This is a genomic window from Planktothricoides raciborskii GIHE-MW2, assembly GCF_040564635.1.
GTDB classification, from domain to species: Bacteria; Cyanobacteriota; Cyanobacteriia; order Cyanobacteriales; family Laspinemataceae; genus Planktothricoides; species Planktothricoides raciborskii.
This window is the reverse complement of the sequence record NZ_CP159837.1, coordinates 5,503,992-5,525,161: the sequence shown is the minus strand read 5'-3', so window position 1 is coordinate 5,525,161 and position 21,170 is coordinate 5,503,992. Positions and strand designations below refer to the sequence as shown.

Genomic DNA, 21,170 nt, shown 5'->3' with positions numbered 1-21,170 from the left:
AGATGCAGCGATCATAGTTAGGTGTCTCAACCAAAACACTAAGAAGGTGGGCAGACTCGGAAAAAATTCGTTCAGAGCGCTCACCTTCAGGGCAACGAAGATTTTTTCTGGTTGATATCAAGTGCGTGTCAGCACACGACCAAAAACAGGAATTGATTAGGCAAGTACAAGTCTGAGCAGCTTTCAGCGCTGCTAATGATTGGCAGTACGAAACAATTCAAAACCTTGGGAGTGGCTTAAACTATCAGAAAAAAGGACTTCAAAAAATTGACGGTATGACCCTGGTCAAAGATATTCAATAATTCTGATCGGATTTAAGACTGAGTTAAAGCTCAACAATCAACAAAGGACACAATTAGCAAAACATTGTGGTGTCGCTCGTCATGCTTGGAACTGGGGACTAGGACTCACCCAAGCTATCCTTGAGCATAATCAAAAAAATCCTCAAGATAAAATCAAGTTTCCGACTGCTATTGACCTTCACAAATGGCTAGTGGCAATGGTTAAACCTTCACGTTCCTGGTATTACGAAGTCAGTAAATGCTCTCCTCAATATGCTTTAAGACAGTTATCAGAAGCTTGGAAACAAGCATTCAAGAAAATCAAGCAGCCGCCAAAGTTTAAGAAAAAAGGACGCGATGATAGCTTCACTGTTGATGGTTCGCTCAAGATTGACCATTTTCGAGTCAAAATTCCTGTAATTGGATGGCTTAAGACCTACGAGCGTCTACCAGTAAAATATCAACCCAAATCATTCACGATTAGCCGCAGTGCCGATCAATGGTTTATTAGCTGGAAAATCGAGGTTGAACCAACCAATTAACCAAAGTCAGTTGATGAGGTAGGTGTAGACCTTGGGATTAAAACACTTGCTACCCTGTCAACGGGTGAGGTGTTTGAAGGTGCTAAAAGCTATGGCAAATATGAAAAAAAACTTTCAAGGTTGCAATGGCTTAATCGTCACAAGGTTAAAGGTTCTAAAAACTGGAAAAAAGCTCAAATCAAGATAGCTAGACTGCATTGCCAGATTGCCAACATCCGCAAAGATACGTTACACAAGCTGACGACTTATCTTGCCAAAAACCACAGCAAGATTGGAATTGAAGACTTAAACGTTAGGGGGATGATGGCAAACCACAAGTTAGCCAAAGCTATTGCAGATATGGGATTCTATGAGTTTCGTAGACAGCTTGAGTACAAATGTCAGTTGTATGGTTCTGACCTAGTTGTTGTTGACCGATGGTTCGCAAGTAGCAAAACTTGTTCTAACTGTGGAACCAAAAAAGAAACACTCTCGTTGTCCGAAAGAGTGTTTCGTTGCGACCATTGTGGTTTTGAAATAGACCGTGATTTGAACGCTTCGATTAATTTGGAAAAAGCCGTCAGTTAGACGGTGTTAGCCTTTGGACAGAGTGCTGCCGACAGTTCTGGTTGAAGCAGGAAGTAAGCACCAACTACTTCTCTAGTACAAGTTATTTGGGATAGAAAAGTCTAGAGATGGGTAGATTTGGGTAAGTCTTATGTAACGGAGACAGGTTGGAGCTAACTGGGTGTGGGTTAGGTGGCCTGTTCCCGATTTCTTATTTATCCGCTATCCGCCAATTTGGGACATGGTGCGGCTGTAAGTACCCGTTAAGGTGCCAGACTCACGTCCTTTGTAGTTGATTTCTGGTTTGATGACCAGTAAATTCTGTACTTGTTCTAATAATTTGCTGAATGTAACCCCGTTACGAAGAGCGGTTTTTAAGTCAATTTGGCCGGTTTCATTCAATAAACAAGGACGCAACCAGCCATCGGCGCTAAGACGCATTCGGTTACAGCGATCGCAGAAACATTCTGACATTTGGGAAATAAAACCCAAAGTCCCCAAAGCCCCAGGAATTTGAAACACATCCGCAGGGCCATTGCCTCGAACTTTTCCAGCTTCTAACCCCCAGCGATCGCGAATGCGTTGTCGCAACTCTTCTGATGGCACCCAAGCGCGATCGCTGAATAGCTGATGATTGCCAATAGGCATAAACTCAATAAATCGCACGTGCCATTTCCGGTCTATGGTTAAACTGGCCAGATCGAGCACTTCATGGTCATTCACCCCAGGAATAACGACCACATTCAGTTTTAGCGGATCGAAGCCCACTTGATACGCTTGCTGAATTCCCGCCCAAACTTGTGACCAAAGGCTTTGCCCATTGCGACCCACCAACCAGTCAAAGGTGTCCGCATTTAACGAGTCTAAGCTAATGTTCAGCCGACGCAACCCCGCTTCATAGAGATCCGAGGCCATTTTTGCCAATAAAAAGCCGTTGGTGGTCATAGCTAAATCTTCAACTTGATCCAGAGAGGCGATCGCCCTAACCAACTCCATCACCCCCGGACGGATCAGGGGTTCTCCCCCCGTCAGCCGAAACCGGGTAAACCCTGCGGGGATAAACACTTCCCGAATTAGGGTTAACAATTCTTCATTCGTCAGTAAATCCTGCTGCAAAATATAGTTGAGTTCTGCCTCTTCAGGCATACAATACTGACAGCGAAAATTACAACGGTCAATCAAACTGATACGCAGATAATCAACCTGTTTTGGTTGATTAACAGTGGGTTCAAAGCTTTGTATCATAAAATAAAATAAGAGTTTAGATAAGCGATCGGCACCGACTTTTTTTTGATCGCTGACTGTGACTAGGTAGCAGTCGCGACAATTGTAGCAATCTTAGCACTTAGAAAACTTTGATCTAGGTCAAGGGATAGGTCAGGGAAATAAAAAATATCCCCATTAACAAAGCCAATTACCCAGCACCAATTAATTACCCAGCACCAATTACCCATGACAAATTGCCCATCAATGAGGATAAATCCAGCATCATTCATGGGCAATCAACGGATTTAATAACCTTAAATAATCTGCCGAGAAATATACCGGAAAAAATCTGCCGATATTCAGCCGATTATAGGGTGAGTATAGTCAGGTCATATGCTCACATCATCCATTGCATGGTCTGGTAATCCGGCTTTTTTTCACAAACATGCAAAGCTTTGCACCGAATTGCATCCACGATTTCTCTACCACTAAAAATAGACCGATAGATTTTCAGCAAAGCATCGGGCATTGCCTCAAATAAGATCCCTTGCTTCGGTGGCAATGCTACCTCGATCGCCTGAGAATTTTTGTGGAGTTTAAGGATTTGCTTCTCACTGCTTTCATTAAAGTAATAGCAGAGAATTTCCAATTGTTGAGCGGGGAATCTGATTTCCATGATTGCATTCACCATTGAAAATAAATAGAGCGGCGATCTCATAGAAATTATTGCTAAAAACGTTTATGATTTTGGAGATTTTTATTTTGAGATAAATTCAAAGCAAAATAAAGCAAAATGTTGAGCAAAGCTAAAAAAAAGCTAAAAATATCTAGACTAATTTTCAGGATAAAAATCACGAGGCATTAAAAATCAAAAAATGTAACTTGTTATAATGATGCGCTGTTTAATTTAAATTGGATCACTAGCGCTTTTTTTCAGCGAGACTGGAGATCCGTTGATCTGAGCTTGTTTTAGTAAAACATGGTATCCCGCTGAATCGTAGTATCACAAACTACAATTAAGCTGGAGTTAAATCAATTTTAAAAGTTCGTATCCCTCAATTTAAGTTTCTGGGAAAACTCAATCTCTCTCTCCAAGCCTCTCACGGGTATTGGCCGAGGTAAACCTTAAAAAAAGCTGAAGAAAAATTAGCTAATCTGAGAGAAAATGAAAGCTGAATGGTTAAAATATTACAATAGTTAACTAATATTACAATAGTTAACTAAAATGAATAACCTATGGATAGACCCGAACAATGTTGTAGTTGCAGCAGCCATTGTGAAAATGAGTCTGAGAAGAATTACCCAGGCGATCGCCGGGAATCTGAGAAAATTTGGCAAGTTTACAAAACTAAAGAATTTAGGAAAATTTCTGTGGGGAGAGCGCTCCGCGCCGCTTACGCGATCGCCTTATTTACTCTGGGGTTAATCGGGCAAAAAGCCCTGCAAGATAGCCCATTGGCGATCGCCGAATATTTGGTCTTTATCCCCGCTTATTTACTCAGTGGTTGGACGGTGCTCTCCACTGCGGGACGTAATCTAATCAAAGGCCGAATTTTTGATGAAAATTTTCTAATGACCATCGCCACCCTAGGGGCGATCGCGATCGGGGAATTACCCGAAGCCGTCGGGGTGATGCTCTTTTTTCAAATCGGCGAACTATTTCAAAATCAAGCAGTCTCTAGTTCTCGCCGTTCCATCAAAGCCCTCTTAGAAGTACGGCCAGATTATGCCAACCGGAAAATCAATGACACGGTGCAAACGGTGTCCCCGGAAACCGTCAACATTGGGGACATTATCATTGTCAAGCCAGGGGAAAAAATTCCCTTAGACGGTGAAGTAATTGAAGGTAAATCTCAAATCGATACTTCCCCATTAACCGGAGAATCCGTCCCCCGAACCATTAAAGTGGGAGATCCGGTTTTCGCCGGAACTCTTAACCTAGGAGGACTGTTAACCATTCAAGTGACAAAACCTTTTGGGGAATCTTCCATCGCCCAGATTTTACATTTAGTCGAAAACGCCAAAGCCCAGAAAGCCGATACAGAAAAATTTATTACTACTTTTGCCCGATACTATACGCCGATCGTGGTGTTTGTCTCTCTGTCGATCGCGATCGTGCCGCCATTACTCATTCCTGGGGCAACCTTAGATCAATGGATTTACCGTTCCTTAGTTGTCCTGGTAATTTCTTGTCCTTGCGGACTGGTGATTAGTATTCCCTTGGGATACTTTGGCGGCATTGGGGGGGCAGCCAAACGAGGCATTTTAATCAAAGGCTCTAAATTTTTAGACGCCTTAAACTCAGTCACCACCGTAGTTTTTGACAAAACCGGCACCCTCACTCACGGGGTCTTCAAAGTCACCGAGGTAGTGACAAACAATGGTTTAAGTGAATCAGAACTTTTAAATATTGCTGCCAGCGCAGAGATACATTCCAATCATCCGGTCGCCAAATCGATCCGAGAAGCGGCGCCAAATAATCTGGCCACCGTAGCGATCGCGGACTATGAAGAAATTGCCGGACATGGGATCCGGGCGAGGGTCAGCGATACCACCGTCCTCGCGGGAAATCATCGTCTATTACATCGAGAAAATATCCCCCACGAATGCATGGACTTGGAAGGCACGGTGGTGCATTTGGCAGTGGATCATCTTTATGCGGGATATCTGGTCATTTCCGATCGAGTGAAAGAAGATGCCGCCAATTCCATCCAAACCCTGAAAAAATTAGGGGTTCAACAAGTGGTGATGTTAACCGGAGACGATCGCACCGTCGCCAAAAAAGTTAGTGAAGAATTGGCGATCGACCGTTATCACGCGGAATTATTGCCGGAACAAAAAGTCGCGGAACTGGAAAAGCTACTCAAACAAACTCATCACGGGGGAAAAACCGCCTTTGTGGGCGATGGGATTAATGATGCACCAGCGATCGCCCTGGCAGATGTGGGCATTGCAATGGGCGGACTGGGATCCGATGCAGCGATCGCCACTGCCGATGTCGTCATAATGACCGATGCCCCCGCAAAAGTCGCCGAAGCCATTCAAATTGCCCGAAAAACTCGCCAAATTATCTGGCAAAACATCGGATTTGCCGTGGGCATCAAAATCTTATTCATTCTCCTGGGAATCTTTGGCCTTGCCAGTATGTGGGCAGCCGTATTTGCCGATGTCGGTGTCGCCCTACTCGCGATTTTAAATGCCATGCGGATATTACGCCCAGATGCGGTAGCATAACAAAAGTTAACATTTCGCCCAAACTTGTAATACATCCGTAATAAATCGCAACTATGGCAATCAAAGTTGGAGACAAAGCGCCAGATTTTACCCTAAATTCTGCCACCGGAGAAAAAGTCAGCCTGAAAGATTTCTATGGTAAAAAATCTGTCGTCTTATATTTTTATCCGAAAGATGACACCCCTGGTTGCACCGCTGAATCTTGTGCTTTCCGGGATAGCTACGAAGTATTCAAAGAAGCAGGCGCCGAAGTGATCGGCGTAAGTGGGGACTCCCAGCAGTCTCACCAGCAATTTGCCCGCAAGTACAACCTGCCATTTATTCTGTTAAGTGATAGTGACAATAAATTGCGGCAATTATACGGAGTTCCGGCCACCTTATTTATTCTTCCTGGTCGGGTGACTTATGTGATTGACAAACAGGGAGTGGTTCGACATATTTTTGATTCCATGATGAACTTCCAGGGTCATGTAGAAGAAGCCCTGAAAACCCTCAAAGCAATTCAAGCCAGCTAATAGATCCCCGATCCATCAGAATTTAACCCGCGTGAACTCATGAAAAAAAGAAACTGGAGTGCGATTCGCGTTAGCGATCTGCTTCGCGGAATCGCACCCCAGTTTCTTTTAATGGCTGGCACCGCCGATCAATCTGTCAGAAATTTTACCGAAGATTTTCCCACAGAGACGCAGCAAAATCAGGCTTTGCCATTGACAGTGCTACCATTGTTGCGGGGTTGCAGCACACCATAACCACCGTGATTCCGTTCATAGATCACATTAATCTCCCCGGTTTCCGAGTTACGGAACATATAGAAATCGTGATCCACCAGTTGAAGTTGTTCCAAAGCATCTTCTACGGTCATCGGCGACATCATAAAATACTTAGTCCGCACCACTTCTTTAGGCAATTCGGGACTGCGCGAGCCAATCAAATCCTTAACCACTGGCTGCTCCTCGACCACCTCAATCGTTTTGGCGCGAGTGCTCGTCTTTTGTCCTAAACGTTTTTCTTTATATTTACGAAGTTGCCGTGAAATTTTATCGGAAACTAAATCGATGCTGGCATAGAGATTTTCACTACTTTCTTCGGCACGAATTACGGTCTTATTCGCAAAAATGGTCACTTCAGCCGTTTGTTTTAAATTATTGCGAGGATTTTTGGCCACTGACAAATGCACATCAACCTCTAGGGTCAAGTCCTGAAAGTGACTGACTCCCTTTTCAACTTTTTGCGTAACATATTCCCGAATTGAGTCGGTGATTTCAATATTTTTGCCGTGGATAACAAGCTTCATATCATATGCTCCCGCTGAAGAACCCATATTTATTTACATTTAGAGGAAACGGGGCGGGTATTGCCGCTTCCCGAAACTGAATATCTTTGCTAGTTTTTGCGATCGCTCATCAAAAACTTCGCCGAAATACTAATTTCCGCTACAAGGCTTGGTGGGTCGCTGGTTTCTGATTGTTGGATCATGGAGATTTTTCCTGAAAAAACAGCGATTTTCTGGTCAAGAATTTGGCTTTTCATTGCCTTTATAGCATTTCTAAATCATTGATGAAATGCCTAAATTGTGAACAGAAAAACCCCTAGGGAGGTTGCCTATCCCAATTTCCCAATGATTTAGATCCTCTATGATTATCATTATATCAGCAATTTAGCCAATTGTGAAGCCAGAAAATTAATCAGCTTTTAGACATAACAACTCCAGGATAAAGCAGCGCTAATTGTCACTATCGTTAACCCAAATATCCAGATTTTTTTCACAAACCTGAGTCATGGTGTCAGCCAAACTACAGGGTCATTTCTGTTACTTGGAAACAGCGGTAAATTAGCTACCTAATATTTAGGAGAATTTTGTCACTATGCTGCTCAAAATCCGTTACGCTCAGAGCAACCCCACTAAGTATATCTGTCAGCAGAAATAAAATAAATCACTGTCCCCTTTTTTAAGGGGGACTTAGGGGGATGGATGAATTAACTGACAGATCAGTGTAGCGATTGGCTGAAGATTTCTCTTCTTAGTCTTGAGGCGTCTTAAGACAAGTCAGGGACAACTCAAGCGATATCTACCACACAGGGTTTTAGCCGTTGCCAGCATTCTGCTTCAACGCTTTTCCGGCAGATGGCTAATATTTGGCGTCACCCTTTCGTAACGAAGGAATCACCATCAGATTTAGTGTGAGATGGCAATGTAGAATTGCTTATCTCTATTATACGCTTAAGCGTATAAACACGATCCTCCGGAAAAACATTAGTTATATTTCCACAGTACCACTTTGTGTTCTACTTTACAGTTTCTGGTGATTTCTCTTTAAAATCTGTTGCATTTACCCCCTGCCCCCATTACCTCTACCGACTTTAAGCACCGATTAAGCACAATGTTTTCTGATACCAAACCCCACCCCACCCGTTTATGTGAGTTCTATAATCTGGGTCTGATGGACTACATCCAAGCCTGGAACTGGCAACGCTCTCTGGTGGAGAGTCGTCGATCGCATCCTGAATTGAATGATGTGTTAATTGTTTTGGAACATCCACCCGTTTATACCCTGGGAACTGGAGCCAGTTTAGATTTTCTCAAATTTGACCTAGAAACCAGCGAAGTCCCTGTTCATCGGATTGAAAGGGGGGGAGAAGTGACTTACCATTGTCCCGGTCAACTGGTGGGCTATCCGATTTTGAACTTACGGCATTACCGTCCCGACCTGCATTGGTACTTACGTCAGTTGGAAGCAGTTTTAATTCAGGTCTTGGGGCTTTATGGTTTAGAAGGTTGCCGAATCCCTGGAATGACGGGAGTTTGGGTCGAGGGGCGAAAAGTAGCGGCGATCGGGATTAAAGTGAGTCGTTGGATTACGATGCACGGTTTTGCTTTGAATGTTTGTCCCGATCTGCAAGGGTTTCAAAAGATTGTCCCTTGTGGGATTGCCGATCGCCCCGTGGGCAGTTTAGCTGAGTTTATCCCCGATATTCAAATTGATCTAGTCCGCCAGCAATTGGCCATCACTTTTGCGGAAGTGTTTGGTCTTCAGTTGATGAATTTTAGCTAACTTGTTATTTTTTTATGACTCCTAGAAAGGAATTTCATCTAAATCTGCTGCCGATGGGGAGTCAGAACTTGAAGGCATTGATGGTGGACGAGAGGGGATGTCTGGGGAATAAGTCTTAGATGTTGTCGAAGAACTGGGGACTCCAGCTAAAGGTTGAGGCACCGAGGGGGCAGTGAAAGCGGGAGTTTGATTAGGCAGGCTATTTGCCGGTTGCCGACGAGATTCAATCGAGACAACATTTGGGGTAGGGGGGGTGGGAGCCGCAAAAGCTGGCGGGGGTGGGGACTGGGAAGTGGTTGCCGCACTACCACCTAAAGCATGAACCCGTGAGACAACCAGTTCCGCCCGTTTTTCTTTAAATCCTTCGGGTCGATCGACGTTTCTCATGCTGAGTCGGCCTTCAAGGACGACGCGATCGCCAACTTTGTAATGGTTATAGATTTCCTGAGCGCGATTTCCCCAGGCGATCGCCTTGAGAGTGGAGGGGTGATCGTCAGGGCGGATACTTTCAAACTGAACCACCATTTCCGTAATGGCCGTTTGGTTATCTGCGGTGTAGCGTAATTGCGGTTCTTGAATAATCTCCGCCATTAAAATACAACTATTCATCTTGTTCTTTTTCTTTCTCTTTCTCTTTTTCTATCACAATTTTGTGCGTGGCAGATTCCTAGACAATGACTGACTTCCCGGAAATATTCAACAATATTCAGCGAAATCAGTCCGAAGACGATTTCTTCTACAATAGATCGGAATTGCGGAGATTGTACTGCTACGTCTTAACGATTTGCGGAGTTGCCCATACCGTCTTGTGCTTGGGCGACAAACTTTTGTACTTGACTACGGTAATTCCACAAAGCCTGATCGACCCATTCGCGATCGGGGCTGTTGATGAAAATATGGACTAATGGTTCTCCCGCATCGGGCAAAATCAGCACCCAATCATCACTGTGGGGATATTGAAAAATTTTTACCCCATCGACCAATTCCAAACTTTCTGTGGGATGGGTTTCCACCAGATGACGCATTAATGCGCCTTTGACGCGCCACGGACAACGCACCGTATAGCTTTTATGACTGACATGAGGCAAATCAGAACGAATCTGCATCAGTGATCGCTCTTGTAAAGTCATCATCTCAATTACTTTGGCAATACAGAACATAGCATCAAACCCCGGATGGAGTTGGGGAAAAATAAATCCCATTTCTCCGCTACCACCCAATACCACATTAGAATTCGTGTGGCAAGCCTCCATCAACGCCGTGGGATTGGCCTTGGTGCGAATCACCCGGCCATCATGCCGTCGAGCGATTTGCTCGATCGCCGAACTGGTATGGACTGGCACCACCACCGTCCCACGGGGGTAAGAAGTCAACACCAAACTGACCATCAAAGCGGTTAACATTTCGCCGCGAATCGGGGCGCCGGACTCGTCCACTAAAATAAGCTGTTCGCCATTGGCCGAAACCTGCACCCCAAAACTGGCTTTAACCGCTTCCACCACCCGACCGAGTTGAATTAATAAATCTTCTCGTTCCGCTGAACTGGGTGCTGTTTGACTCAAGCTGGCATTGAGTACCACCGCATCCACCCCAAACTTGGCCAACAGCAAGGGCAACACGGCACCGTAGACCGCATACATATAGTCAATCACCACCTTTGCCCGACTATGGCGAATGGCTTCCACATTCAGGTATTTCTCAAAGCCCGCACTGTAAAGTTCGATGACTTGACTGGGATAAGACATATTGCCAATTTCATTAATCTGCGATCGCCGGAAATCCTCCTTAAAATAAGCCCCCTCAATCTTCTTCTCCCGTGCCTTAGAAATATTAATCCCTTGCTCATCAAAAAATTCGATCAACAAAGCATCAGGTCGGTCTGGATGCACCCGCACATGAATCCCCCCAACTACGGACAGAGTGGGGATAATGGAACGGGCTAAAGGAATCGCCGTTGCCTCCAAGTTTTGAATATTCGTCCCCACAGACATCAGTCCGGCAATTAAAGACCGGGAAACCATCCGAGAAATTCCCCGCTGGTCGCGAGAAACCGTCACCTGTGACCCGGGTTTTAAGGTGGAACCATAAGCGGCTCCCAGTTTTACCGCAAACTCTGGAGTAATATCAATATTCGCCAAACCGGAAACTCCCCGCTGGCCGAACAGATTCCGCTGTGCCGTATTTCCCCAAATTAAATTAATATTTAACGTGGCCCCAGACTCAATCTTTTTGCTGGGCCAAACCCGCACGGAAGTGTTAATTAGCGCCTCTTCCCCGATATTGGAAAGAGAACCCACCACCGCCCCTTCTAAAATATGAGCGCGGCGATCGATTCTCACCCCCCTGGCGGTGACACAAGCACTTAAGTTCGCTTCTTCGCCGACGATTACCCCATTCCAAATAATCGGACGCTTCAATTCAGCATCCGCACCAATCGTCACATTATCCCCGATCGTAGTTCCGGCTTCCACGATCACCCGCGACCCAATGCGGCAATTATCCCCAATTAACGCGGGGGTTTCAATTTTCACGGTCGAATCAATATATGTATTCTGACCCACCCATAGACCGGGAGACTTTTGCTGATAGGCAAATTCCAGCTTGACTTTGCCGTACAAAGCGTCATATTGAGCTTCCCGGTAAGTATCTAAATGCCCCACATCACACCAATATCCTTGGCCGATATAGCCATACATTGGCTCCCCTTCTTCCAGCAACAAGGGGAATAAATCTTGAGAAAAGTCACATTCTTGGTTGGAGGGCAAGTATTCCAACACTTCCGGCTCCAAGATATAAGTGCCGGTGTTGACTGTATCGGAAAAAATTTCACTGGTAGATGGTTTTTCTAAAAATCGCCGAATCATGCCATTTTTATCCGTAATCACCACCCCGAACTCAATGGGGTTGGGAACATGGGCTAATACCAGTGTGGCTTTTGATCCTTTTTCTTTATGAAATTTAATCGCTTCCGTCAGATTGAAGTCCGTAATGCTATCACCGCTAATGACTAAAAAAGTATCATCGAGCAGTTCGGCAATATTTTTCACGCACCCGGCTGTCCCAAGGGGTTGATCTTCTTCGACAGCGTAAGTCATTTGCACCCCAAAATCACTGCCGTCTTGGAAATAGTCCCGCATTACGTCCGGGAGATAGTGCAATGTGGCAATGACTTCGGTGATGTCATGTCGTTTGAGCAGATTAATAATATGTTCGGCGATCGGTCGGTTGAGCACTGGAACCATTGGTTTAGGGAGATCGCAGGTTAACGGTCTCAACCTCGTGCCTGAACCTCCTGCCATTAACACTGCTCGCATAATTCCTCCTATCTTTATCTGTTAGGTCCCTGTTAGGTCAAAGCCGCAGATGTGATGATTTCGCTTCTTTGATCCTAGTTGCTTTCAGTAATATCATCTCACGGCGGTACAGTGGTGTGGCGATCGCCACACCACTCTGACTGTGAATCATCAGGTTTACACTGGAAAAAGAATCTTTGCCTGCCAGCCTCCAGTCGGACTGCTGGCAGGCAAGTTGATTTCAATTGTGGTCAGTTCGTTTTATTACATAAGGAATTAATCCAATGGAATTACTGGGTTTAGCATTTTTAGTAGTCTATGTGGGTGGTGCCTGGAAATTCTGGAAAGGCTTTCGTCATACGAACTTTAGTCAAGGTAAGCTGCGTTTAACCTTAATGTGGCCATTGTTACTGGCGACAAATAAACCTTATCGCCAAAATTTTAATAAAGCCCTCAAAGGTCGATAGGAAAAGTTAAGCAAATATGCAGATTTTTGGGTATTTCACCCTAGGTTAATATGGAACATAGCTGTGAGGCGCCAGTTCTGATCGGCGGCAAAAATCAGCCATAAAAAAGTTGGGACGATGATTTTTCCTCCCAACTTTTTTAGCGCAATTTTTGCTCAAATAAAGTCACCCAGAACCCAATTGACAACAGCCAATCAGTTCGGGTCAACCTGGAGAACCCTTGCTCCCTAAAATCAGCGCCAAACGAGCCGATCTTTTATACGGCATGACTAGAGCTAACGATTAACCATGTCATCCCTAGATTGACTGACGACCGGAGAAACAGTCAGAGTTCCCTGGAGAACTCTGACTGTTTCTGAGGGAACCGTTGACATTTTTGGGCTTGACCGATTTCACCCACCATCCATGAGTAAAATCATGGCAAAAAACTGAATACTTAATTAAGTCAACAGTTGTTAATCTACCGATAACATTTAGCGGATATACTCCTTAAGAATGCTATTGCGATTAGGATGGCGCAGTTTTCTTAAGGCTTTGGCTTCGATTTGGCGAATCCGTTCCCGGGTGACATTGAAGAGTTGGCCAATTTCTTCTAAGGTTTTCATCTTGCCATCATCTAAGCCATAGCGGAGCCGTAAAACATCCCGTTCGCGAGGGCTCAAAGTATCCAGAACACTTTCGAGGTCTTCCCGCAGTAAACTCTTAGAGACTTGATCTTCTGGGGTTTCGCCATCGGATTCAATGAAATCACCCAGCCGAGAATCTTCTTCTTTGCCAATCGGGGTTTCTAAAGAAATTGGTAACTGGGCGGATTTGGCAATGAATCGTAATTTTTCGATGGTCATTTCCATCCGAGTGGCGATTTCTTCTTCTGTGGGCTTACGTCCCATTTCTTGAGAAAGAAGTTTGGTAGTTTTCTTAATTCGGGAGATGGTTTCATACAAGTGAACCGGCAAACGAATTGTCCGAGATTGGTCGGCGATCGCCCGGGTAATCGCTTGGCGAATCCACCAAGTTGCATAGGTAGAAAACTTATAGCCTTTTTCGTGGTCAAACTTTTCCGCTGCCCGAATTAGACCGAGAGATCCTTCTTGAATCAGGTCTTGGAAAGACAATCCCCGATTCATATATTTCTTGGCGATCGAAACTACCAATCGCAAGTTGGATTGAACCATCTTTTCTTTCGCCCGCCGTCCCATGTGGAGACGCTTGCGAAATTCTGGAACCCCCATACGAACGGCACTCGACCACTCCAGCAAGTTGGGTTCCCGATCCAACTGATCCATCAGTTCTTCCCGGACTCGCTCTAACTCCAGCAAGTCGGCAATTTTCCGCGCCAGTTCAATTTCCTCATCCGCTCGGAGGAGACGAATCCGGCCAATTTCTTGTAAATATAGACGAATAGAATCTTCAGTGTATTGCTTTTTCTTGGCTTGAGTTTTCCGACGGGCTGTGCGAAGTTTGCCAGACTTCTCGTCTTCATCGTCATCAGAATGAGCGTCTAAATAGATGTCACCATCATCGGTGGTGCCTAATGCTAAATCATCTTCATCATCTAGCAATAAGCCGAACTCATTCTCAGAAGAAATCATCGATTTTTTTAGATCAGACTGATCAATGGGGGCCAGTACGTTATTAGCCTGGGTCATGCCGCGTTCCTCGTGCTCCTTAATGAAACAATCAACACTTCACCGATCGCCTAGGATGCATTAATTTCGGTGAAAATCTAGGCAGTAAGAAGGTTTTACAACCGCTTATTTGGTAAAGTCTCTGGTTTAAGCCTAGGTGAGTGCATTTACCTGAATACCAGTCAGTGTAGTCACTTGACAACAGGTCAGCACAATATTTAATCAAAAAATCCGAAGGTGTTCTGGCGCCATATCGGGCCTGATGAACCCTTTTATCAGGGGAATTTGATAGACCTGCGACTTGAGTTGAGCGATAAAAATCAACCCTAGCGGGTTTTCTCAGGTTTACTGAAATCCTTTTTGATTGTAACCTGTTTCACAAAATTTGCCTGCTGGTTGGTGAACTGATTTCTGAATGCCAAGTTTTTTGAGTTTGAATCATGTTGTCTCATCTCAATAAACAAGTTTACCCGATTATGATCTATCCTAGATTTCTTTAGTAGGTTTTCAGTTAATCCAAGGGTCAAAGCCAGCCAGATACTCTCGAAATTTCTTTCGATTTCGATGGTGAATAATTTTTGGCGCCTTTGAAACGATCGCTTGGGCGACAATTGCTGAAACCCGCCGAAAACATTCTTTTTGGCTTGTCTTTTTCGCTTAGATCGATCGCTGCACCCATCTTGAATTTTACTTTTTAACCCATGATAACGAACAAAAAGAAATTTTTACACCCTTTCCATTCTATTTGCCACGTATTTGCCACACCCATACGTTGCCATTGCTACTGTCAGAGAATGTTTCATCTTTGGCTCGCGTTTTTGCTTTGATTTTTTCAGTGTAACTTGTTCCAAGACATTCTGTCTCTAGGCTTGGCGGTTTTTCCTCTGGACTTCAGCTAGAGGGAGAAAAATGATTCAGATTCAGGCATCCATTATCTGGGTTTTTATCCCCCTCCACTGACTTGAGTTATTGGATATTTCTTGACTTTTTGGCCTTGGTTTTCATCGGTTTTCCGCGAATTAATTCGCTAAAAATTTTTCCCACCCAAAAGCCGTCTATCCATCCTCTAACACCCTCCTAAACGCCACCACATAGTCAGCCATTCTCCTCAGATTTGGCGCCGATGGAGCTTGGGCAGGGACAAATATTGGACTAATCAAGAATTGACACCTGCTGTTTTGTTTTCTAATGAGTCAACATGAGTCAATGATGCTGAATTCTGCCAAATTCAGCCGCATTAATCTCCTATATTATAAATAAATTTTTGAGCGATCCGGTTTTTTTCTTGGGACGCTCTTGCACAAGAGATGTAGGAGATGTAGGAGATGTAGGGTGAACTAATTTTGATTGCACTGACTTAAGCCATTGATTTTTTGGACGAATCACCATACTCAGTTAATTGGTGTAATTTAGTTGACCGTTTAGTTAATCGTAGAAAATTCTACCCTGTGAGCATCTGTAAATCATCCAGATGAATTGTGAATAAATTTGAACAGTGGAACTAACTAGGATTTTTTTCCTGGCTGTGAAATCAAAAGGGTTCTATAGATTTACACAATCTTGTCTAGTTAGCCCATCATCTAATAAACAATGAATTAACACGGAAAATCCGTAATTTCTTGGATCCAGATGATCTCTGCTCAAACCCAGGGATGAAATAACACAGAGCGAGCAGAGCAGCGACTAAGACTGCTGGGAATGCCGATTCGGACTTACAGAACATCAAATGATCTGTTGTCTTCCCCTCCCGTTTTTAGATTTTAGTGCTTGAATGGTCCTTATCTATCATTATATGTCATTTTACCCAGTGAGGTATTGATTGTTATTTTAATTAATTTATCCAGAATTGGGGTTATCTATCATAAATTAACCTTTGAGCGGTGTTTCCTGTTGGGTGTTGGTCTGGACTCCGCCTCCCCATTTTTGTTCAATGAATCGGCAACAGCCAGATGTCCCTCGGATCCGCAGGGAAAAGTTTTTGCTGAATGACGCTCGGTCGGATCGGTCAATATCCCACATATTTAGTGTTTGTTTAGTGTTGGTTAGCTTATTTGACTCTTATTTAGTGTCCTGTGCCGTCTAAGTGACAAGCAGCGGCGATCGCCTCCTGGGTTTTGGCTAAACTCTGCTTTAACTCTGCCTCAGACAGTAAGGGAAAACACCGATGGTCATAACCATGCAAACCAATATTATGACCTCGTTCATACACGGCTTTTGCTACATCAGGCCACCGCTGCACACAACGTCCTAGCCAAAAAAAACTGGCACGGACTTCATGGCGATCCAAAACTTCCAGGAGTTGAGGTGTCCACTGCTCATTTGGACCGTCATCAAAAGTCAGGGCAATTTCCGGCATATTTCTGTTTCCTGACCAGAGGCAGTTGGGAAAGATCGGTTTAAGAATTGAGTAGATAATAGGATAAAGTGGTGCAAATTGCATGAAGATTCTGTGCAGATTGTGTAAATTTTTTTTAATTTTTGTAGGTGTTTGATGAAAAAAAACGATAGCGAGCCCCCCCTACCCCAGGCGAAACCCTTAAGAAATTTGCCTATTGGCGATATTGGCGATCGCGCAACACAACCACTCAAAGCAATTTTCTCCTTGAGTTCGATAACATTCAATACATTATTGCTATTTACCCTCACAGGTTGCAACAATATTGTCACCGATCGCTATGAAGCCACCGCCTTAGTCACATACACTTGGCAAGTTGCTTACACCAACCAGCGCGAAAAATTCCCCCGCCTGGAAACTTTTGCCACCAATTCATTGCTGAACCAGAATGGCCAAAAACCAGACGGGGCAGTCACCAGGTCTGATGACCAAGGACTCTGGTGGCCAGCGACGCCACCCCGTCCCACCGTTGATGACATTGAAGCCAAGCAACAGCCCAATGAAACTCCCGGTTCTCCTGAACTGTTGAAACAAGTGGAATATCACTTGAGTTATCAGCTAGGAACCGAGATGGTTAAGTTGCCAACCAACCATCAAGTTTATCGGGAAGTGACTAAAGCCTATCCTTCCCGCTTGCCTTTAAAGTTTACCCTGGGGCCAGGGGATGCTTCTGTGGATCGAGCCAGCCAAAACTAGACTATATAAATGTTAAAAGTTAAATATTGACCTCTTGGAAATAGGCCCCAGGATTTAAACTGTAGGAATTGGCGGTGGCCATGAAATGACTGTTTTGACCCCTAGGCAATTGACTCATCTGTCTGCGAGTTCGGTTGGTGAGTCGATACCGCAGTTTGAGGTTATACTCTTTGATTTTCCCTTGAGCAACTTGATAAGCGGTGGTTTGTGAGGGAATTTGCTTGAGTACCTCGATCGCGGCGGCATAATCTTTTTGGGCGGCATGATTGTAGGCTTTTTGTAATAAGGCATTCCCTTTAATCTGCTGTTTGGTTTGATACTCGGCAATTTTCTCTTGTACCCGGGCATGGGTTGGAGTGCCTGCGGGGATTTTTTCCAGATGGTTTAGTGCCCCGGCAAAATCTTTCGCCTCCGCCCGTTGATAAGCTTGCTTGAGGAGTTGATAGGCTTGGGTTTCTAATTTTATCTGCTGCTTTGCTTCATACTCCAAGATTTTGGCTTGGGCGGTTTGATAGGCTGGAGTTTGATGGGGAATTTGTTTGAGCAGTTGAATCGCCCCCAGAAAATTTTTCTGGCTGGCTTTGTGATAGGCTTGTTGTAAAAATTCTTGGGCTTCTGGGGCAGCTTTGAGGGCTGCTTGACTGACTAATGGGGCAATTTGATCTTGCCAATAAGAAATGGCAGGCATTTCCGCCGCTAATGAAAGTACATCTACCCACCGGCTTTCCTGAAATGCGGTTTGAATTACCTGGAATTTGGCGATCGCTTTTTCTGATTCAACTTCCCACTCTTCCAAAGCTGTTTGGGCGTCTTGATAAGCGGAACTATCCCAGCGGACTGATTGGGCTAGGGCGATCGCCTGTGTTAAATCTCCACTTTGATACAGTTCTTGGGCGCGAGTAAAGCTTTCAAAGCCGAGATCCGATGGCAGAATTTTGAATAACTGAATCAGTCCAAGGCAGCCAATCAGACTATTAGTAATAATGCTCGCGATCATAAAAATCACGAGGAAAAAATAAGCACCGTATTTTTTCCCAGGGCTGAGGGTTTTCTGGGCAGACAAATCGATGATATTTTCCGGGAGATTTTCCGGAAGATTTTCCGGAAGATTTTCCGGGAGATTTTCTGAGGGATTTTCCGCCTGAGTTTCTGTGTTTTCTTTTAATAAGGATTCTTCAGGGATGCGATTCTCTACAGAGGGGATTTCGCCGATCGCCTCCTGGGTCGCAGTTTCGGTGACGGACTGGGAATGCTCATCGGTGCTGGGGGTTTCGGTTTCCCCTTCCCCAGCTATCTCCAGGGTGGGGGCAACTTCCGTCGCATCTAGGACTAAAGGTTGTTTCTCTGGACAGAGTAATGAGGCGATCGCCTGCTTTACTTCGATAACCGATTGATAGCGCTGTTGATACTGATTTAGCACCATCAAATTCAGAATGTTCACCAAGTCTTCACTCACCGGCCCTAGTAATTCTTCCTGCCAGCAAATTTCCCCAGTATAACCATTGACCTTTAATTGTCCTGGATGCACTCCGGTCAATGCTTCAATGGCAATTAAACCTAAAGAATAGAGGTCACTATTGGGTTGAGGATAGTTAGTCAGTTGTTCCGGGGGTAAATATCCAAATGTACCCATCGGCACTGTGAGCGAAAGTTTTCTGCGATCCGTAAGCGAACGGACTGGCTGCACCGCCCCAAAATTAATCAGAACTAAGCTTCTGTCTGAAGCTCGTCTGATTAAATTATTCGGATTTAAATTGCAGTGAATCGCACTATGTTCATGGATGATTTCCAAAATACCCAAGACTTCTTGGAGCATTTCCAGGCATTGTTTTTCTGTCCATCGCTTCGTGTCCCGTTTGCCAATAGGAAATTCCTCCGTGAGTGCTGTTCCCTCAATAAACTCTTGCACCAAATAATAGTTTTGCTGTTCTTTAAAGCAGGCTAAAATTTGCGGAATACTACGGCAATCGCTTAGTTTATAGAGGATTTCTGCTTCTCTGTTGAACTGGCGTTTGAGCGATTTTAATGATTTTGTTTCGTGTAATTTTGTCACTGCCAAAATATCTTGGTTTAAATGCTGTTTAATTAAGCATTTAATTAAATATTTGCGGTGGCCTGCATCCTGAGTATCTTCAGCTAATACCGACTGAAGACAGCCATCTTTTTTTAATACTTCTATAACTTGATACCGCTCCGCGATTAATTCATTAAATGAGGAATTTGATACTAATTGATACATAAAAACCATTCTCCGGCAGCAACTACGGGTGATAGATGGCTGGTTGTGGACAATGGAAAACCCCCAGTTATGGTGTGTTAAGGCCAGTGGTTTGCTTTCATCCGGCGATGGAATTTGCACTTATGTTAGCGATCGCCAGAACCGAGACAGACTCTCTTGGCATGATTCTTGGTATGATTCAGATGGCGATCGGTCTGACTTTGGCCAAACAGAAAGCATTCTGATACACGGTCGAGGCCAATTCAAAATTTAGATATGGCGAGATGGTCATCAATCTCAGTCCGTGGCTATCTTGACCACCCTGGGGATTTTGCATTGTCTAACGCATCGGTTTTCAGAGGTTTTATTGCCCGGTCAGGAACAAATTTTGCCGGGGATATTCCTTCTGGAGGTTTGGGGAAATAACCCAGAAACCGGGTTTCTTTTCGGCATATCACAGTTATCTTTGGCATCCAACCCAGAAACCCGGTTTCTTAATCCCCGCAGACCACCCAGAAACCGGGTTTCTTATCGGCATATCACAGTTATCTTTAGGTTTCACGACAGAAACCCGGTTTCTTAGTCCCCGCAGACCACCCAGAAACCGGGTTTCTTTGGTGAAAATGTAGGGGCGAATGGCCATTCGCCCCTACAGACCACCCAGAAACCGGGTTTCTTATCGGCATATCACAGTTATCTTTAGGTTTCACGACAGAAACCCGGTTTCTTAGTCCTCGCAGACCACCCAGAAACCGGGTTTCTTTGGTGAAAATGTAGGGGCGAATGGCCATTCGCCCCTACTGTTAAATCCCAACAAGAAACCCGGTTTCTTATTCCTCGCAGATAACCCAGAAACCGGGTTTCTTAATCCCCGCAGCTAACCCAGAAACCGGGTTTCTTTTCGGCATATCACAGTTATCTGTGGAATCCAAAAAAGAAACCCGGTTTCTTAGTCCCCGCAGACCACCCAGAAACCGGGTTTCTTTGGTGAAAATGTAGGGGCGAATGGCCATTCGCCCCTACTGTTAAATCCCAACAAGAAACCCGGTTTCTTAATCCCCGCAGACCACCCAGAAACCGGGTTTCTTATTCCTCGCAGCTAACCCAGAAACCGGGTTTCTTATTCCCCGCAGCTAACCAAGAAACCCGGTTTCTTATTTAGAGTATATAACGTATTGACAACATATCATACATAAAGTAGTCACCAATACCCCTGCCAGCCCGTTGCCAATCTAATTAAAATAAGCCATAAAAACCGGACAGTTCTTTTTTATCTTTTCTATTCCCTATTGTCACCTCTAATCATCCCTATTGTTCCCTCTATTGTCACCTCTAATGATCCATATTGTTCCCTATTGTTCTCTCTAATGATACCTATAGTTACCTCTATTGTCACCTCTAATGATCCATATTGTTCCCTATTGTAACCTATTGTTTCCTCTCCTAAATACTGGTGCTTCACCGTCCCTCGAAGTGAACAAAATTCATCGTAAAATCACCTAAAAGCGAAAAATAAAACTTAATAAATATTAAGCTATGAATAGCTATAACGCTTTGTAAATAAAGACTTTTGCTCCTCCTGACAAGTCAATATAAGCCGCTGAGATACTT

At 44.4% G+C, this 21,170-nt stretch carries 18 protein-coding genes and 2 pseudogenes; 10 read left to right on the top strand and 10 right to left on the bottom strand.

Annotated features, from left to right (window positions below; all coding sequences use genetic code 11):
- Window positions 1-29: 29 nt before the first annotated feature.
- The 4 genes and pseudogenes from ABWT76_RS23625 to ABWT76_RS23610 all read left to right on the top strand — a co-directional run.
- Window positions 30-176: pseudogene (locus ABWT76_RS23625) on the top strand (IS607 family transposase); the annotation flags it as partial.
- 122 nt (window positions 177-298) lie between these two features.
- Window positions 299-379: pseudogene (locus ABWT76_RS30715) on the top strand (helix-turn-helix domain-containing protein); the annotation flags it as partial.
- Window positions 380-499: 120 nt separating this feature from the next.
- The gene (locus ABWT76_RS23615; RefSeq protein ID WP_242050044.1) at window positions 500-823 is read left to right on the top strand and encodes a hypothetical protein; all 324 of its coding nucleotides are present in this window, start codon (window positions 500-502) and stop codon (window positions 821-823) included.
- Between the two features lie 36 nt (window positions 824-859).
- Window positions 860-1,390: an RNA-guided endonuclease InsQ/TnpB family protein gene (locus tag ABWT76_RS23610; RefSeq protein WP_375340263.1), complete on the top strand. Its 531-nt coding sequence runs from the start codon at window positions 860-862 to the stop codon at window positions 1,388-1,390.
- A 201-nt stretch (window positions 1,391-1,591) separates the two neighbouring features.
- On the opposite strand, the gene moaA is transcribed toward ABWT76_RS23610, so the two are convergent.
- The gene (moaA, locus tag ABWT76_RS23605) at window positions 1,592-2,614 is read right to left on the bottom strand and encodes a GTP 3',8-cyclase MoaA (protein ID WP_054470022.1); all 1,023 of its coding nucleotides are present in this window, start codon (window positions 2,612-2,614) and stop codon (window positions 1,592-1,594) included.
- Window positions 2,615-2,972: 358 nt separating this feature from the next.
- Window positions 2,973-3,251 (bottom strand): DUF1830 domain-containing protein, encoded by a 279-nt coding sequence (locus ABWT76_RS23600; protein ID WP_354635034.1) that lies wholly within the window; start codon window positions 3,249-3,251, stop codon window positions 2,973-2,975.
- A gap of 560 nt (window positions 3,252-3,811) precedes the next feature.
- Between ABWT76_RS23600 and ABWT76_RS23595 the strand changes: the two genes are divergently transcribed.
- Window positions 3,812-5,809: a heavy metal translocating P-type ATPase gene (locus tag ABWT76_RS23595; protein ID WP_190879952.1), complete on the top strand. Its 1,998-nt coding sequence runs from the start codon at window positions 3,812-3,814 to the stop codon at window positions 5,807-5,809.
- A 53-nt stretch (window positions 5,810-5,862) separates the two neighbouring features.
- Complete coding sequence (locus tag ABWT76_RS23590) at window positions 5,863-6,324, top strand: peroxiredoxin (RefSeq protein WP_354635033.1); 462 nt, start codon at window positions 5,863-5,865, stop codon at window positions 6,322-6,324.
- 179 nt (window positions 6,325-6,503) lie between these two features.
- Here the strand turns inward: ABWT76_RS23590 and hpf are convergent, their stop codons facing one another.
- Window positions 6,504-7,103 carry a ribosome hibernation-promoting factor, HPF/YfiA family gene (hpf, locus tag ABWT76_RS23585; protein WP_054470024.1) on the bottom strand — a complete coding sequence of 200 codons (600 nt, stop codon included), beginning with the start codon at window positions 7,101-7,103 and terminating at the stop codon, window positions 6,504-6,506.
- A gap of 1,087 nt (window positions 7,104-8,190) precedes the next feature.
- Between hpf and lipB the strand changes: the two genes are divergently transcribed.
- Window positions 8,191-8,862, top strand: a complete 672-nt coding sequence (gene lipB, locus ABWT76_RS23580) for a lipoyl(octanoyl) transferase LipB (RefSeq protein WP_054470017.1) — start codon at window positions 8,191-8,193, stop codon at window positions 8,860-8,862.
- Window positions 8,863-8,883: 21 nt separating this feature from the next.
- Here the strand turns inward: lipB and ABWT76_RS23575 are convergent, their stop codons facing one another.
- Window positions 8,884-9,471 carry a single-stranded DNA-binding protein gene (locus ABWT76_RS23575; protein ID WP_054470016.1) on the bottom strand — a complete coding sequence of 196 codons (588 nt, stop codon included), beginning with the start codon at window positions 9,469-9,471 and terminating at the stop codon, window positions 8,884-8,886.
- 167 nt (window positions 9,472-9,638) lie between these two features.
- A complete protein-coding gene (locus ABWT76_RS23570) occupies window positions 9,639-12,176 on the bottom strand; it encodes a mannose-1-phosphate guanyltransferase (protein ID WP_190879954.1) in 2,538 nt (845 codons plus the stop codon).
- A gap of 263 nt (window positions 12,177-12,439) precedes the next feature.
- On the opposite strand from ABWT76_RS23570, the gene ABWT76_RS23565 reads away from it, so the two are divergent.
- Window positions 12,440-12,622: a hypothetical protein gene (locus tag ABWT76_RS23565; protein WP_054470014.1), complete on the top strand. Its 183-nt coding sequence runs from the start codon at window positions 12,440-12,442 to the stop codon at window positions 12,620-12,622.
- 473 nt (window positions 12,623-13,095) lie between these two features.
- Here the strand turns inward: ABWT76_RS23565 and rpoD are convergent, their stop codons facing one another.
- Both rpoD and ABWT76_RS23555 read right to left on the bottom strand, forming a co-directional pair.
- The gene (gene rpoD / locus ABWT76_RS23560) at window positions 13,096-14,271 is read right to left on the bottom strand and encodes an RNA polymerase sigma factor RpoD (RefSeq protein ID WP_054470013.1); all 1,176 of its coding nucleotides are present in this window, start codon (window positions 14,269-14,271) and stop codon (window positions 13,096-13,098) included.
- A 2,041-nt stretch (window positions 14,272-16,312) separates the two neighbouring features.
- Complete coding sequence (locus tag ABWT76_RS23555; RefSeq protein WP_082349165.1) at window positions 16,313-16,690, bottom strand: polysaccharide deacetylase family protein; 378 nt, start codon at window positions 16,688-16,690, stop codon at window positions 16,313-16,315.
- A gap of 51 nt (window positions 16,691-16,741) precedes the next feature.
- Between ABWT76_RS23555 and ABWT76_RS23550 the strand changes: the two genes are divergently transcribed.
- Window positions 16,742-17,341 (top strand): hypothetical protein, encoded by a 600-nt coding sequence (locus ABWT76_RS23550; protein WP_231636961.1) that lies wholly within the window; start codon window positions 16,742-16,744, stop codon window positions 17,339-17,341.
- A 19-nt stretch (window positions 17,342-17,360) separates the two neighbouring features.
- On the opposite strand, the gene ABWT76_RS23545 is transcribed toward ABWT76_RS23550, so the two are convergent.
- The gene (locus ABWT76_RS23545) at window positions 17,361-19,580 is read right to left on the bottom strand and encodes a protein kinase (RefSeq protein ID WP_054470010.1); all 2,220 of its coding nucleotides are present in this window, start codon (window positions 19,578-19,580) and stop codon (window positions 17,361-17,363) included.
- A 35-nt stretch (window positions 19,581-19,615) separates the two neighbouring features.
- Between ABWT76_RS23545 and ABWT76_RS23540 the strand changes: the two genes are divergently transcribed.
- On the top strand, window positions 19,616-19,804 hold the full coding sequence (locus tag ABWT76_RS23540; protein ID WP_054470009.1) for a hypothetical protein: 189 nt from the start codon (window positions 19,616-19,618) through the stop codon (window positions 19,802-19,804).
- Window positions 19,805-20,110: 306 nt separating this feature from the next.
- Here the strand turns inward: ABWT76_RS23540 and ABWT76_RS23535 are convergent, their stop codons facing one another.
- Both ABWT76_RS23535 and ABWT76_RS23530 read right to left on the bottom strand, forming a co-directional pair.
- On the bottom strand, window positions 20,111-20,350 hold the full coding sequence (locus ABWT76_RS23535; protein WP_156332098.1) for a hypothetical protein: 240 nt from the start codon (window positions 20,348-20,350) through the stop codon (window positions 20,111-20,113).
- A gap of 39 nt (window positions 20,351-20,389) precedes the next feature.
- Window positions 20,390-20,572 (bottom strand): hypothetical protein, encoded by a 183-nt coding sequence (locus tag ABWT76_RS23530; protein ID WP_354635032.1) that lies wholly within the window; start codon window positions 20,570-20,572, stop codon window positions 20,390-20,392.
- Window positions 20,573-21,170: the final 598 nt, after the last annotated feature.

What these genes read in the sequence shown, in the direction of transcription:
- ABWT76_RS23615 (WP_242050044.1), top strand. Translation starts at nt 500, where the DNA reads ATGGTTAAACCTTCACGTTCCTGGTATTACGAAGTCAGTAAATGCTCT.
- moaA (WP_054470022.1), bottom strand. Translation starts at nt 2,614, where the DNA reads ATGATACAAAGCTTTGAACCCACTGTTAATCAACCAAAACAGGTTGAT.
- ABWT76_RS23600 (WP_354635034.1), bottom strand. Translation starts at nt 3,251, where the DNA reads ATGGAAATCAGATTCCCCGCTCAACAATTGGAAATTCTCTGCTATTAC.
- ABWT76_RS23595 (WP_190879952.1), top strand. Translation starts at nt 3,812, where the DNA reads ATGGATAGACCCGAACAATGTTGTAGTTGCAGCAGCCATTGTGAAAAT.
- ABWT76_RS23590 (WP_354635033.1), top strand. Translation starts at nt 5,863, where the DNA reads ATGGCAATCAAAGTTGGAGACAAAGCGCCAGATTTTACCCTAAATTCT.
- hpf (WP_054470024.1), bottom strand. Translation starts at nt 7,103, where the DNA reads ATGAAGCTTGTTATCCACGGCAAAAATATTGAAATCACCGACTCAATT.
- lipB (WP_054470017.1), top strand. Translation starts at nt 8,191, where the DNA reads ATGTTTTCTGATACCAAACCCCACCCCACCCGTTTATGTGAGTTCTAT.
- ABWT76_RS23575 (WP_054470016.1), bottom strand. Translation starts at nt 9,471, where the DNA reads ATGAATAGTTGTATTTTAATGGCGGAGATTATTCAAGAACCGCAATTA.
- ABWT76_RS23570 (WP_190879954.1), bottom strand. Translation starts at nt 12,176, where the DNA reads ATGCGAGCAGTGTTAATGGCAGGAGGTTCAGGCACGAGGTTGAGACCG.
- ABWT76_RS23565 (WP_054470014.1), top strand. Translation starts at nt 12,440, where the DNA reads ATGGAATTACTGGGTTTAGCATTTTTAGTAGTCTATGTGGGTGGTGCC.
- rpoD (WP_054470013.1), bottom strand. Translation starts at nt 14,271, where the DNA reads ATGACCCAGGCTAATAACGTACTGGCCCCCATTGATCAGTCTGATCTA.
- ABWT76_RS23555 (WP_082349165.1), bottom strand. Translation starts at nt 16,690, where the DNA reads ATGCAATTTGCACCACTTTATCCTATTATCTACTCAATTCTTAAACCG.
- ABWT76_RS23550 (WP_231636961.1), top strand. Translation starts at nt 16,742, where the DNA reads ATGAAAAAAAACGATAGCGAGCCCCCCCTACCCCAGGCGAAACCCTTA.
- ABWT76_RS23545 (WP_054470010.1), bottom strand. Translation starts at nt 19,580, where the DNA reads ATGTATCAATTAGTATCAAATTCCTCATTTAATGAATTAATCGCGGAG.
- ABWT76_RS23540 (WP_054470009.1), top strand. Translation starts at nt 19,616, where the DNA reads ATGGCTGGTTGTGGACAATGGAAAACCCCCAGTTATGGTGTGTTAAGG.
- ABWT76_RS23535 (WP_156332098.1), bottom strand. Translation starts at nt 20,350, where the DNA reads ATGGCCATTCGCCCCTACATTTTCACCAAAGAAACCCGGTTTCTGGGT.
- ABWT76_RS23530 (WP_354635032.1), bottom strand. Translation starts at nt 20,572, where the DNA reads ATGGCCATTCGCCCCTACATTTTCACCAAAGAAACCCGGTTTCTGGGT.